The 14,627-nt window shown below is 21.8% G+C and carries 15 protein-coding genes and 1 tRNA gene; 3 read left to right on the top strand and 13 right to left on the bottom strand.

Annotated elements, in window-relative coordinates; genetic code table 11:
* Positions 1-22: 22 nt before the first annotated feature.
* Positions 23-2,932 carry a hypothetical protein gene (locus BAKON_RS00445; RefSeq protein WP_014499251.1) on the bottom strand — a complete coding sequence of 970 codons (2,910 nt, stop codon included), beginning with the start codon at positions 2,930-2,932 and terminating at the stop codon, positions 23-25.
* A gap of 249 nt (positions 2,933-3,181) precedes the next feature.
* On the opposite strand from BAKON_RS00445, the gene rpmB reads away from it, so the two are divergent.
* Positions 3,182-3,415: a 50S ribosomal protein L28 gene (gene rpmB, locus BAKON_RS00440; RefSeq protein WP_014499250.1), complete on the top strand. Its 234-nt coding sequence runs from the start codon at positions 3,182-3,184 to the stop codon at positions 3,413-3,415.
* 4 nt (positions 3,416-3,419) lie between these two features.
* Positions 3,420-3,587 (top strand): 50S ribosomal protein L33, encoded by a 168-nt coding sequence (gene rpmG, locus BAKON_RS00435; RefSeq protein WP_014499249.1) that lies wholly within the window; start codon positions 3,420-3,422, stop codon positions 3,585-3,587.
* Between the two features lie 163 nt (positions 3,588-3,750).
* Here rpmG and fliR read toward each other — a convergent pair whose 3' ends face one another.
* From fliR to fliF, 11 genes are all read right to left on the bottom strand, one after another.
* Positions 3,751-4,527 (bottom strand): flagellar biosynthetic protein FliR, encoded by a 777-nt coding sequence (gene fliR, locus BAKON_RS00430; RefSeq protein WP_014499248.1) that lies wholly within the window; start codon positions 4,525-4,527, stop codon positions 3,751-3,753.
* Positions 4,527-4,796 (bottom strand): flagellar biosynthesis protein FliQ, encoded by a 270-nt coding sequence (gene fliQ, locus BAKON_RS00425; RefSeq protein WP_014499247.1) that lies wholly within the window; start codon positions 4,794-4,796, stop codon positions 4,527-4,529. Before fliQ ends, fliR begins: the two co-directional genes overlap by 1 nt.
* A gap of 71 nt (positions 4,797-4,867) precedes the next feature.
* Complete coding sequence (gene fliP / locus BAKON_RS03330; protein WP_014499246.1) at positions 4,868-6,007, bottom strand: flagellar type III secretion system pore protein FliP; 1,140 nt, start codon at positions 6,005-6,007, stop codon at positions 4,868-4,870.
* Positions 6,008-6,018: 11 nt separating this feature from the next.
* Positions 6,019-6,420 (bottom strand): flagellar motor switch protein FliN, encoded by a 402-nt coding sequence (gene fliN, locus BAKON_RS00415; RefSeq protein WP_014499245.1) that lies wholly within the window; start codon positions 6,418-6,420, stop codon positions 6,019-6,021.
* Positions 6,421-6,436: 16 nt separating this feature from the next.
* Entirely contained in the window at positions 6,437-7,378 is a 942-nt protein-coding gene (locus tag BAKON_RS00410; RefSeq protein ID WP_144011078.1) for a FliM/FliN family flagellar motor switch protein, read from the bottom strand.
* Positions 7,379-7,480: 102 nt separating this feature from the next.
* On the bottom strand, positions 7,481-8,647 hold the full coding sequence (locus BAKON_RS03215) for a flagellar hook-length control protein FliK (protein ID WP_079172775.1): 1,167 nt from the start codon (positions 8,645-8,647) through the stop codon (positions 7,481-7,483).
* A gap of 8 nt (positions 8,648-8,655) precedes the next feature.
* Complete coding sequence (locus tag BAKON_RS00395; protein ID WP_014499242.1) at positions 8,656-9,099, bottom strand: flagellar export protein FliJ; 444 nt, start codon at positions 9,097-9,099, stop codon at positions 8,656-8,658.
* Positions 9,100-9,128: 29 nt separating this feature from the next.
* The gene (locus tag BAKON_RS00390; protein WP_144011077.1) at positions 9,129-10,532 is read right to left on the bottom strand and encodes a FliI/YscN family ATPase; all 1,404 of its coding nucleotides are present in this window, start codon (positions 10,530-10,532) and stop codon (positions 9,129-9,131) included.
* Positions 10,490-11,152, bottom strand: a complete 663-nt coding sequence (locus tag BAKON_RS00385) for a flagellar assembly protein FliH (protein ID WP_014499240.1) — start codon at positions 11,150-11,152, stop codon at positions 10,490-10,492. The genes BAKON_RS00390 and BAKON_RS00385 overlap by 43 nt, the downstream gene beginning before the upstream one ends.
* Positions 11,145-12,140, bottom strand: a complete 996-nt coding sequence (gene fliG / locus BAKON_RS00380) for a flagellar motor switch protein FliG (protein WP_014499239.1) — start codon at positions 12,138-12,140, stop codon at positions 11,145-11,147. Before fliG ends, BAKON_RS00385 begins: the two co-directional genes overlap by 8 nt.
* On the bottom strand, positions 12,137-13,804 hold the full coding sequence (gene fliF / locus BAKON_RS00375) for a flagellar basal-body MS-ring/collar protein FliF (RefSeq protein ID WP_014499238.1): 1,668 nt from the start codon (positions 13,802-13,804) through the stop codon (positions 12,137-12,139). Before fliF ends, fliG begins: the two co-directional genes overlap by 4 nt.
* Before the next feature lie 261 nt (positions 13,805-14,065).
* On the opposite strand from fliF, the gene fliE reads away from it, so the two are divergent.
* Positions 14,066-14,374 (top strand): flagellar hook-basal body complex protein FliE, encoded by a 309-nt coding sequence (fliE, locus tag BAKON_RS00370; RefSeq protein WP_014499237.1) that lies wholly within the window; start codon positions 14,066-14,068, stop codon positions 14,372-14,374.
* A 136-nt stretch (positions 14,375-14,510) separates the two neighbouring features.
* Here the strand turns inward: fliE and BAKON_RS00365 are convergent.
* Positions 14,511-14,583: transfer RNA gene (locus tag BAKON_RS00365), tRNA-Ala, on the bottom strand.
* Positions 14,584-14,627: the final 44 nt, after the last annotated feature.

The raw sequence follows: 14,627 nt of genomic DNA, 5'->3' as shown, positions 1-14,627 counted from the left end.
GCAGTATGTTTTTGTAATAAAATTAAAAAATAAAATCTTTTTCGTTAATTTTAAAACAAAACCAAAAAAACTTGATATATCCAACTAAATCATATTTTGAAAGTAAATAGTGTAAATTTAATTGAGAAGAAAACTGTACTTTTATTTTTGGAAAAATTGATACTAATATATTTTTACTATTAAAAATAAGATTCCATTCTATATTATTAGAATTTTTTAAAAATGGATTTAATTTAAATAATAAATTTCCTTTTTTCATGATAATTTCTTGATTAATTCTTATAAAATCTATTTTTCCTGAAAAATAAGGAAAAAATAAAGTTATATACTTTAATATGTTCTTACTTCTGATAAAAATATTTTTAAAACTAATATCAGCCGATATTTGAGGCTGATATAAAGTTCCAAATAATTTTATTTTGCTTTGAAACATACCATTAACTTTTTTAAAATTTGTGCTAAAAGAATTTATAAAAGAAAAAGGAAAATTATAAATAGTAAATCTACCTTTTATTTTTTTTTTGTGATAAATATCTATAATATTTAAATATCCAACAATACTTTTATTTTTTAATGAATTTTTTGTCTTTTTTACTATCCACTTACTTTTAAAATTGTCTTTTACCAAATTAGTAGATATATTAAAATAATCTATATTTTCAATAAAGATTCTTTTTTTTATATTCTTTTCTAATATAATATTTTTACCTGTTAAAAATATTTTCCCATCAGAAATTTTTTCTCCTAATATCCATTTAAATTTCGCATTAACTGATACTTTACTTTTAAAACTTATCAGTGATTGATTGAACATATTAAAAAAAGACATTTTTAAATCATATAAAAAAGATAAAAAAGAATCTCTTATTTTAATATTATTTTGTTTGAAAAAATTAACATTATTATTAGAATCATAGTAATCAATTAAATTATTTTTTTTTGCAGTTAATTGTCCCCAAAAAGTTTTAATATTTATTTTATCAAAAAAACCATGCCAATCTCCTGTTTTTTTATTAAAAAAACCATTTATTATTAAATTTATATATAATGCATTACTTTTTAATAATAAAGAAAATTTCTGTTTATTATTGTTACAATGAGTTTGAATATGTAAAGTATCAATATTAAAATTATAGACATGTATTTTTTTTGCATCTATTAATGTTTTTCCTAAAAATACATGATTAATATTCATTTTTGTAAGTATTTTAATACTTTTAAAAAGTATGTTATTCCAATTTAAATTACTAGCTAGAATTTTACTTGTTATATGAGAAAACATATCATCTCCCCAAACATTTATTTTTGCTTTAATTTTACCTTTTAAACTAGGTAAAAAATAATCTAAATTATCAGCATAAATAGCCGAATAAACCTTATACTTTTTACCTAATAAACCCTTTAAAAATACTTTGTTATTTCCTAGAAAAAAATTTATTCCAGTAGTTTCTATATAATTTAATTTTTTGTAGTATATAGAACCTAATATAGATAATTTTTTTTTCATTATATTACCATCTAAATTTATTTTAGGAATGCACAGACTATATGTATTATTATTAGATTTTCCTACTATATTCATTTTACCCATTAATTTTAATATATATTGATTATATTCAATATTATCTTTCAAATTGATTGTTTTTTTACAAAATTTTGTTTTTTTAATTCGAAAAAATTTAATTTTTTTTAAAAATATATTCTGTAGATTACCTTTTCCTTTGATACTCATAAAAATTGAAGGTAAATTTTGTAGAGTGATAATATTTTTTAAAGATAAAAAATAATTATTTATTTTCCCTTTTAAAATTCCAGTAGAACTATTTAATTTTAATACATAATTTTTTTTAATCGACCAAGCTAAATTCTGACTCTTCAATTTTATAAAAAACGGATAATATAAACTATTTAAAAGTACTGAACCATAAATTTTTATTTTATATAGATCTTGAGATTCTAATCTAAATATAAATTTTTTATGTACATTGAAATTAGATTCAAATAAAATATTAATAATTCTATTATAAAATCTAGGTATCATTATACTATTTTTGATCAAGCATGAAATTGAATAATCATTATTAAAAATAATTTTTCCATGAGAATTGATTTTTAAAAAAGACGAATCTATTTTTATTTTCTTTATTTTTAAAATACTATGTTTTATTTTAGCTTTTAATTGTAATTGAAATAAATTATCATTTTTATAATCTACGAATTTTATTCTATTACATCTTAAAGAAATTAAATTTATATTTGATGCAACAAATTTTTTATTGTTTTTTAAAAAAATTTGTAAAAAATTATATATTTTTTTAGGATAATTAGATTTCTGTATAAAATTTAATTTATTTAAAATGTGTTTTTTTTTAAAATCAACTGTTGAAAATGATAAATGAATATCATCTATATAAGTCGGTGATATAATAATATTATTATTGTTTAATTGCACACTACTTAAAATATTAAAAAAAAATATATTTGCTTTATATGATTTAAAGAAAATTTTATCTGCATGTATTTTTTTAAAAATTAAAGAATATTTTATAAAGATATCTTTTTTTAAAGTGTTTAGAGATATGTTGTTTTCGGATAATCTAGAAGATCCGTTACTTTTTAATGAAATAATTAAGTTTTTTGTTTCAATTTCTTTAAAAATAGTTGGTTTTTTAAATAAAGATCTAGTATCTAAAATTACATGTATGCTATTAGCTGTCATTGAAATTCCAGAAATATCATATTTAATATTTTTTAATGTAAAATCACGCCAATTTCCTGATATTTCTTCTACTTTGAATCCTGTAAAAAAACAACTAGTAAAATTAAAAATATACTTAAATCCTACATTGCTCTCTATAAATAATAAAAAAATTACAAAACAAAAAGAAAAAAAAATCAAAGATTTAGATAAGCATCTCTGATATATACTCATAAAAATTGTCCTGATTTGGTATTAAATTATAAATATAAAAATTATTTTATAATAAATTTATATTATTTTAAAAATTAATTTATATTTCAAAATATTCTAGATTTTATTATATTAAAATAATGAAAAACTAAACAACTATTATAGTTTTTTATAATATGTTAAAATATTTTTTCTATCTTATAAAAAAAATAATACTCGTAAGATCTATTAATTAAAAATATATTACATTTTAATTTAAGAGAAGAAACCATGTCACGCATATGTCAAATTACTGGGAAAAAAAGAATGATTGGCAATAATCGTTCACATGCTATGAATGCAACAAAAAGAAAATTTTTAATAAATATTCAATATCATCGATTTTGGATTGCTGATGAAAAAAGATTTATTAAATTACGTGTTTCAGCTAATGGAATGCGTTGTATTGATAAAAAAGGAATTGAAACAATAATAAAAAAAATAAATTCTAAAAAAGTGAGATAAATTAATGGCCAAAAAAACTCGTGAAAAAATAAAAATGATATCATCTGCAGGCACTGGACATTATTACACTACAACCAAAAATAAAAGAAACACACCAGATAAATTAAAATTTAAAAAATATGATCCTGTAATTCGAAAACATGTTTTATATAATGAAGGAAAGATCAAATAAGAAAAATTAACATGTTTTTATTAAAAAAAACTTTTTTTTTAAACTAAAATTAAAGTATAATTTTTTAAAAAATTATACTTTATTTATAAAAATTTTTAAATATGTAAGTTAATTAGAAATATAATTATTTATAAAAATCATTTTTTAGTTATTTACAAAAAAACTATGTATATAAAAATATGCTAGTTATAAAAAACATTAAATCTGATAATATTTTTTTAAAAATAGGAAATACAATAGGCATTAAGAAATATAATGTTAATATGCCCACTAATAAATTTAATGAAAAACCAATAGAAAAGATAGATATCTGAGGAGATAAACGATTCATTAAACTCATTATAAAACCAAGAGATAATAAAACAATCATAACTGGTAACACAAATAAAATACTATTTAAAAAAATAGAACCAGAAAATTTCAATAAAATAAAAAAAATATTTACATTTAAAAAATAACCATCAATAGGAATACTGTGAAAACTATTAATTAGTATAGTAATTAAATAAAGATGAGCATTAAGAATGAGAAAAAAAAATAAAGTTAAAACATTTAATAAACGAGATATTATAGAAGTGCCTATATGAATATTACTATTAAAAAAGGTTGCAAATGATAAACCCATTTGCAAGCCTATTATTTCACCAGCTAAATTTACTGTAACAAATAAAAATTGCGCAGTAAAACCTAAAACAATACCAATTAATATTTGTTGAAAAAGTAATAAAAAGCCAAAATACGAAAATAATGCTGTATGAACTTCAGGCAAAAAAGGAGATATTAATGAACTAATTATAGCAGATAAAACAATTTTATTTTTTCTATTTATAAGTTTGTCATTAAAAATAGGCGCTGCAGAAAAAAAAGCTAAAATTCGCACCATAGGCCAAAAAAAATTACCAATTAAAGTAATTAACTGCAAGTTGTTAAATGTTAACATTATTTAGTAATCAATGATATATTGTTAAATAAATTATGCATATAATCTAGCATAACACCTAACATCCAAGGTCCAAGTATTACTATTACACCTAAAACAGAAATAATTTTAGGAATAAAAGACAAAGTCTGTTCATTAACTTGTGTAGCCGCCTGTAATACACTCACAATTAAACCACTGATTAAAGCTGCTAGCAGTAATGGCGATGCAATAATCAATGTTACTTTCATAGCATTATGAAACAGTTGCATTACATATTCGGATGTCATGAATAAACATCTCCACTTGTTAAATTTAATTTATAATTATTTATAACACATAAAAATATTTCATAAAGTCATTATGCATTAAAACTTTGTGCTAATGAACTAATCAATAGTTGCCATCCATCTACTAGTACAAATAACATTAATTTGAAAGGCAAAGAAATTGTTGAAGGTGGTACCATCATCATGCCAAGAGCCATCAATACACTAGCTACTACTAAATCAATAATTAAAAAAGGTATAAAAATAGTAAATCCAATTTGAAAAGCTGTTTTTAATTCGCTGGTCATAAAAGATGGTAATAAAATTCGCATAGGTATATCGTCTTTATTTTTAAAATAAGAGATATTAGCTAATTTTGAGAACGTTTCTAAATCAGACGTACGTGTTTGATTTAACATGAACTTTTTTAACGGAACTGAACCTCTTGAGATAGCATCTTCCATGTTTATTTTTTCTTCGCTAAATGGTAAATAAGCATCTTTATAGACTTTATCGAATGTAGGAGACATTATAAAAAACGTTAAAAAAAGTGCCAAACCAAGTAATATTTGATTTGGTGGAGCATACGGGGTACCTATCGCATTTCGTAATAAACCAAAAACAATAATAATTCTTGTAAAACTAGTCATCATTAAAAGAAACGCTGGAAGAAAAGTTAATGATGTTAAAAAGACTAATGTTTGTACTGGTACAGACCAAGTTTGCCCTCCATCATCTAAAATATGACTTGTTAATCCAGGTATTTCTGCACGAACAGTTGGACAAAGTAACATTAAAAATAAAAATGGAATAATTCGATAAAACATTGTTTTTTTCCAAGATATTTTAAAAAATTTTTTCACAAAATTATGAAAAGATTTTTTTTTAATTAGAGCATCGTCTGTTTTTTTTATTGTTTCATCTTTTAAAATAGATGAAAATGTATATAAATGAGTAATATTTTTCGTTGTTACACCTAATACTAATCTAAATTGTTCAACTTCTATAAGAAGAACAGATTCTTGAGGACCAACAGATAACCTATCTATAATCTTCATAGAAGATATTATGTTGTTTATTTTAAAAAAAGAAATTTTTTTTAATATCCAGCTTAAAAATAATATTAATAATATTATTTCAGATAATGAACTGATTATTTGAAAAAATTTTTCACTATTCAATATCGGCTGAAAAGTATTTAATATGGACTGAAAAAATAAGTTATTTTTCATAAAATTTAAATTTAAGATAAAATATTCATGGTTTTTAAAGAATTTTTTATGCTAGTAATACGAAGACCGTATTTTTTTTCTGAAACTACAATTTCACCAGATGCAATTAAGTGACCATTGATAAAGATATCTAATGGTTCTTTTATTGTTTTATCTAGAATTAACATGCTTCCTTTTGAAAGACTAAGAAAATCCTTTATTTTTATTTTTGATTTTCCCAGTTCGACTGTAATATTAACAAACGTATTAAGTAACACATGTTTACTTTCTGTTATATCATCAGAATTATCTAGCACACTTGTATTCAAATCTTCTTGAGATGATAAATCTTTATTAATTTCTTGATATTCAGGTGTTTTTTTTTCAGAACCGATTAGTTTTTCATTATTAGAGTTTTTCTGTATACTACTCATTAGAGTATTCCTTATCTTAATTAGACTCTAAATTATTATTAATAAATTCTTCTATAAAAACAATAGATTGTTCATTAAATCTATTATAATTACCAAAAAATATAGCTTCGTCTTCTATAAAACCTATAGTTTTATTCGGGTTTTTGACTGATAATACATCCCCTACTGATAAATTATAAAGGGCATTGTATGGAATAGAAATATCAATTATTTTCGATATAATATTTAATTCGACATCATCTATGTCATTCAAAGTAATTTTATTCTTTAAATTTTTTTTTATACATTTATTTTCATTATCAAGATTTTCTGAAAGAAAAATGTTTTTATTTATTTTTTTAAACGTTGATATTGGAATTAAAATATTAAAAAAAACTTCTATATTATTAATATTAAAATTAAAAAAATTAATTAAAAATACTGTATTAAAATCAAAATCAGATTTTTTAAAATCAAAAAATATTTTTTTATCAATAAAATTAATTTCTGATGAAAAATATTTTGTATATATTTCAGACAAAGCACTAGTTACAAATTTAACTATTTTTGTATTAATTAAAGATTCAGTAGATGTAATATCTTTTATTTTTTCAGTTTTATCTATAACATTACCTCGACCGCCAAATAAAATGTCTATAATAGTAGATAAAAAATCAGAAGAAAAGATTATAAAAGATTGATTGTTATAAGGTAATATTTTTATTAAGTTAAGACATCTAAAATTTTTGATAATCTTTTCGTTAGAATCACAAGATCTTATACTCGTATTATATGAAATCAATTCCACCCTATTTTTGATAAAACTAGAAAAAAATTTTATGAAATGATCTATAAAACAATTGTTAATCTTTTCTAATGTTTTCATTTCATCTTCTTTTAAAAAATCTTTTAAATTATTTTTTTTCTCATAAAATTTTTTAATTTTACTATTTATATTATTACTTTTCCCCACTTGCATACCTCACAGGTAAAAGTTGTTCAAAGACAAATTGAAAAAAACTTGATTTTATATATTGAACAAAATGATTATTTTTTTAAAATAAATTTTTTACATTATTTATCAAACATACACATCAATCGGTTTATATTTTATTAAATTTATTTTTTTTTCATATATATTCAATCTTTTTTTAGAATTATCTGAACGAAAAATATTTTCGTATAAAAGATTTTTATAGCTTTTTGTTATTTTATTTGTTGCAGAATCAAAAATATTGAATTTTTCTAATTTAATTCCATTTCTCATTAATGAATTACGTAAAAAAGGTATAGAGCTATCTAAAAATTTTCTAACTTCGTCATATTTAGAAAAAAATTTTAATTTAGCAATATTATTTTTCATGTTAACTATAATATGTATAGTTCCTAAGGATGCTGGTTTTAAATGTATTTCTGCTTGATTATCTTTATTCGAAATTGATAAAAGTATTTTATTGCTAATTAATTTTCTCCATTTAATGGAATTATTTTCCTGTTGTGAAATTAAAGGTTCTACATATAATTTAGAAAATTCTTTTTGGTTTAAAATTTTTAATGAAGATCTTTTACTAATTATATTCTTAATTTTATTTATATTTTTAGATGGAAATAAAGTGTTTCTACTTTCTTTTATATCTGATGGAAAAATTATCTTTTTTTCATTTTTTATAAGATTTAAGTTATTTTTATTAATATTAGAAGTATTTGTTTTTTTTTGAAAAAATTGATAGTTTGAATTTTTTAAATGTAAATTTTTTTTTATATCTATATTATTTAATTCATTAATACCATTAAATTGATTGTTACTTTTTTTTAGTTCACTTGGAAATCTTTTTATTTTTAATATTTTAAATATTTCTTGAATATTCTTATTTTTAAAATTTTTTATAATTTTTAAAAAACAAATAGTGTCTGAAAAATTATTTTGATTCTTCTCTATTTTTTTTTTTTGTATTTTGTTATTTTGAATATCATTAAAATTTTTAGAATTAAAGATTATATCTTTTTTATTGAAAATATTTAATAAATTATTGATTATAAAATTAGCACATACAATATTTTTTTTCTCATCATTTTTTTTTTCTTCTGTAGAAACATTATCAAATTCCATTTCTTTTTGTAATAAATATTTATTTAATTTATTAAAAACAGAATTTGATAAGTCTGATTCATTAACAATATTAAAATAATTATCTTTATGAAAAAAAGAATTTTTTTGTGATGTTATATTATAAATTATTTCTGACATTATCATGACTATCCTTTTTTTAAAAATTTCAATTGATTGTAATTATCATTCATTATTTCTTCCTGTTTTTTTTTTATCTTTAATATTTTTTTTTTATTTATTGCATTTAAATATTTCCAGATATTTAGTTTAATTTGACTATTGGACCAACTTTTCAAACTGTTTTCAATTGTTTTTTTGTTTTTTTCTATTTCATTTATATTATCTTTAATAATTATCTGTAATATAGAAATAAAATCATTATAATTTTTCCACTGATGTATACAAACTCCCAATATCATTTTATTCTGTATTTTTGTTGAATATTCTTTTTTATAATCAATCAATAGTTGCAATTGTTGACTATTCTGTTTTTCTTTTGAATAAAGATTTTTAATATTGATTGTTTCTTTTTCTATATTTTTTTTTTCTATTTTTTCTAACATAGAAAATAAAAAATTTTTATATTTCATCTGTATAGTACATCCAGTATATTTAAATATTAAAGAAATATTTTATTTAACTCTTGACAAGAAAAAGAATAATCACTTTTTTCTGATATTTCTTGTTGCAAAAATTTTTCTAATTTTGGCCAAATTTTAATAGCGTGATCTAAAACTAAATCAGTGCCAGTAATATACGCACCTATATTTATTAATTCTCTATTTCTTTGATAAGAAGCAACTAGTTTTTTAAAATACAAAGCTTGATGATTCTGAGTAGAATTAATTATATTAGGCATAACACGACTAATAGAAGATTCAATATCAATTGCAGGATAGTGACCTAAATCAGCATAATAACGAGATAGTATAATATGTCCATCTAATATAGAACGAGCAAGATGTGATACTGGATCCTGTTCATCTTCTCCTTCAGTGAGAACGGTATAAAATGAAGTAATGGAACCTTTGTTTTTATTATAAACTCCTGTACGCTCTACTAAATTTGGAATTTTTGAAAATATAGAAGATGGATACCCCTTAGAAACAGGCAGTTCTCCTAAAGATAATGAAATTTCTCGTTGTGCCATAGCGTAACGAGTTAAAGAATCCATAATTAGTAATACATGTTTATTTTTTTTATAAAAATATTCTGCAATATTAGCAGCATAAGATGCTGCTTGTATTTTTAACAAGGGAGAGACATCTGCAGGAGCTGCAATTACTACTGATCGTGATAATCCCTCAACACCTAATATGTTTTCTATAAAATCTTTTACTTCTCGACCTCGTTCTCCAATTAAAGCAATAACAATAACATCAGCTTTTGTATATCTTGCCATCATACCGAGTAAAATACTTTTACCAATGCCTGAACTTGAAAAAATTCCTATTTTTTGGCCTCTACCAATAGTTAAGAGTCCATTAATAGCACGTATTCCAGTATCTAATATTTCAGTAATAGGTGTTCTATTTAATGGGTTGATATTATAATTTTTGATAATAGTGTAATATTTATGATCAATTTTAGGTAGTTGATCTAATGGTTGACCTCGACCATTTAATACTCTTCCTAATAATTTTATGCTTAACGGCATTTTTTTTATAATAGAATTTGCATCATTTCCTAATTTTGAAAAAACACGCGCACCAGGAAAAACTCCATCAATTTCTTCAAAAGATAATAATATAGTTTTTTTTCCTGAAAAACCTATCACTTCAGCATGAATATTTAAATTTTTACCATCTATTATTCTTTCAATAAAACATTCTGAACCAATAGGCATTCTTAATCCTACAACTTCTACAACTAATCCATTAATACTCACAAGACGACCATAATTAATTATATCAGACAGCTTCTCAATTCTGCTTTCAAAAGAAGAAAATTTTTTTAAAAATTGAGCGAATCTTAAATTCATTAATATTCCTCTAAATAAATAAGACGACATATTTCCTGCCACCTAGCATCTATTGTAGCATTTATATCAACACTTTCTGACTTAATTTGACAACCATTTAAATCTATACTATTGTCGCAAACTATTACCCATTTATAACTTTTAAAAAAATCTTTGAAAATATCTTCAATTAACGCTTTATTATTAGGATGGATTATAATTTGTGATTTTTTTAGAAAGATACCATCTTTATTAATAATCTTTTTTATATAATTAATCAAAACTAATTCGTCAACCTCAATATTTTTTCCAATTACATAAGATGAAATTTTTAAAACTGTTTTTAATAATTGAGAACATATTGCATTTTCAAAAATAGAAAGAGCGTTTTCAAAATTTAAAAATAAACTGTTTAATTTATTTTTTAATAGAACTTCTTCTTCTTTTCCTTGTAAGAGTCCTTTTTTAAAACCTGCTTCATATCCTTTTGTTTTTGTTAAATCTATTTCTAATTCTCTTTTTTCGATAATATAATTTTTTTGATTTTTTAAATCTATAAAAAAATCTTCTTTTATAAATCTATCAGAATAAAACAGAACTTTTTTATTCTTTTTCGTATTTTTTAAAAAAATTTTTGTTGGATACCATCGTGTCCATTTTTTTTCTAAGATCGAATTAGGCATAATACTCGCTTAAATTTTTTAATGAAATTTTTCCATTTTCAACAATACTTTTAATCATTATTAAAATCAATTTTTGTTCATTTTTTATAGAAATATCAGAAATATAAGATTTTTTCTGCAATCTTAAAGATAACTTATTAGAATCTGACTCAGACATATTTTTGAAAAATTTTTCCCTAACAGCAAGATTAGTATTTTGAAGTGCAATATATAATTTCTCTTTTTCTATGTTTTTAATTACGAGTTTAATATATCTATCATCTAAATCTACTAAATTTTCAAATAAAAACATTTCTTTAATAATTTTATCTGCTAGTGGTTCGTTAAATTTACTAATTTTTTTTATAGTTTCTTTTTCATACTTTATTTTCATAGAATTTAAAATCTGAGCGGCTGTTTTTATACCTCCCTTTTCTGATAAAATTAATTTTTTATTTTTTAATAAATTATTAATAACTTTATTTAATTCTACGAGACTAGATTCTTCAATACCACGAAAATCTATAATTCTTAAGATAATTTCTGCTCTTTTTTTATCACTAAGAAGTGAAAGAACTTGAGCTGATTGATTTTTATCTAGATATATAAGTATTGTAGTAACAATTTGAGGATGTTCATTATCTAATAAAAAAGCTATTTTTTTAGCTTTCATGTAATTAAGTGCTTTAATAGATATTTTAGCATTGCGGATTTCTAATGCTTCTTGCAGTAAAGAACTCCCTTGTTTTTCTCCTAATGCTTTAGTTAACATCTTATTAAGATGCTTTTCACTATTATTACAATTAAAAGCATTGTTTTTTATGGCAAGATTATAACACTCCAAGAGTATTTCATTTAATTTTTGAGTAGAAACTCTTTTGATGTTTACCATAGCAGTAATAAGTTCTTGTACTTCAAAAGGAGTTAAATGTTTTAATATTTCTCCTGCTTGATCAGACCCTATTGCTATTAATAATAATGCACTTTTTTCAGTACCATTTAAAATCATATTTTATCACTCATCCATTGACGAATAATCGACGCTACAATACGTGGATTCTGATTAGATATATTGCAAATTTTATGAATTAATTTATCTGTATTCATATTGTTTTGAATGTCTACTTGAGTAATATTTTTCTCTGCAATATTATATTTTTCTATATTTTTTTTGTCTTGTATCACCGGCATATTTTTAAAAGTGTTATTTTTTGAAAAAGGACAGATGTATTTTTTTAATAAAAAGAAAAGAAATAAAGCAGAAAAAAACCATGGTGCATAAATAAATAAAAAATTCGAGAATTTGAAGCTATTTAAATGGTTTGTTTGAAAGAGTATTTTTTTATTATGTTTAGTAAATGATGTGTTGACGAGATGAACACTATCTCCTCGAGATTTAGAATATCCTATTGCTTCTTGTATTAATTTTTTAATATTTTTTACTTGTTGTTTAGTTAAAGCAACAGATTTTCCATTTTTATCTTGAACAAAGTTAACTATAACTGCTGCTGACAATCTTTTAACTTCTCCTACATTCATTTTAGTATGCAATATGCTATGATTCAATTCATAATTTATTATATCATCATGATTAATATTACTGTTAAAAGGATTGTAATCACCTTTTAAATTTATACCATTTTTTATAGGATTTATTTTTTTTATATCTGTATTTTTTTGAATATTCTTATCAAAATCAATATTTTTTTTAAAAAAAGAATGCGGCATGTCTTCTTTTATGCTGTTTTTCTCTATTTGATCATGAACACTTTTTTGATGAGATCTTATCGCTTGATTTTTATAATTAGTATTAGGTGAATATTTTTCCTGTGTTTTTTCTCGCGCATTAAAATCTATCTGTGCAGTTACTTGAGCGTAAATGTTACCAATACCTACTAATGGTTCTAAAATATTTTTTATTCTATTTGTATAACGAGATTCAATATCTTCAGAGTATTTAACTTGTAAATCATTAAGTCCATCATATTCTAAAGAAGTCTGATTTAATAATTTTCCTGATTGATCTACAATAGTAATATTTTTTACTGAAAGATTAGATACACCATTTGAAATTACATTTAATATTGCGCGAATTTGTCCTCTATTTAGTATTTGACCAGGTTGGAGTTCTAAAACAACAGAAGCTGATGATTTTTTTTTATCTTGTAAAAACAATGATGATTTCGAGAATGCTATATGTATTCTAGCGCTTTTTACAATATCAATTTTTTGTATAGTTCGAGCTAATTCTCCTTCCAACGCACGCTGATAATTTATTTCCTCATTAAATTGACTTATTCCAAATTTTTCTTTATCTAATAACTCAAAACCCACACCTCCACCTCTAGGAAGATTATTTTCTGCTAAATGCAAGCGAATTTCATGAACTTTATTTTTAGGAACTAATATTTGTCCTGAAATATCAGTAAATTGATAGGGAATTTTCATTTGATTTAGTTCGTTAATAATAGCCCCACCATCCTCATTAGATAAATGATTATATAAAACTTGGTACTCGGGAGATTTAATCCATATTGAAACAGAGACAGCAGTAATAACTGCAGCTGTTAATAAAATAATTAAAACCCGAGAATTTTTTAAAAAACGAGATAAAAAATTATTAAATTTTTTTTTATCTTTTAAAATAGAATCTTCTATAGTGCTGAAATTCATGAAATCTTCCTATCTGAATAATTAGTTCTGAATATAATTTGATGAAAATTAAAAATTTTTATTAAAAGCATAAAATAAAAAATTTCCTGTTAAATTAATTTAATTGAATTATCATTAATAATATAATAAAAAAAAATATTATTTTAATATAATATTAAAATATTTATCTTTTATATTATGATAGTATTTTTATCTTCATAAAGATATGATAGTATTCTAAAATTTAAAATATATGAAAATTATTTAATAAAGAGGACAATTATGTTTATTGATAATATCAACGATCAAAATATTAATACAAAAATTAATTTGTTGGATACAAATACAAAAACACAAAAAAAAGAAAGTGACAAGTTTATGGACTATATAAAAATAGCATTGGGAGAAATAAGCAAAAATCAAAATCATGCTAAAATTGATTCTGAAAAATTCATATTAAATCAATCAGGAATTTCTCTAAACGATGTAATGATAAATTTAGAAAAATCTTCTATTTCTATGCAAATGGCAATCCAAATAAGAAATAAAATTGTATCAGCTTATCAAGAAATCATGAATCAACAAATTTAATTTACAAGATCTTCTGTGCTGAATAAAAAAATTTAGCACAGTCTTAATAATAAATACTTTATGCAAATTTTAAAAATATAAAAATTATTTTGTATTTTCATAAACTTGATTTTTAAATTTAAAAAAATGAATTTAATGGAGCTAAGCGGAATCGAACCGCTGACATCTTGCATGCCATGCAAGCGCTCTGCCAAATGAGCTATAGCCCCTAAAATATTACAATATAAAAACACATGAATCCTGTCAATATTAT

The sequence above is a fragment of the Buchnera aphidicola str. Ak (Acyrthosiphon kondoi) genome (genome assembly GCF_000225445.1).
Taxonomy (GTDB): Bacteria; Pseudomonadota; Gammaproteobacteria; order Enterobacterales; family Enterobacteriaceae; genus Buchnera; species Buchnera aphidicola_A.
Note: the sequence above shows the minus strand (reverse complement) of the source record. Positions and strands in the feature narration are given on the sequence as shown.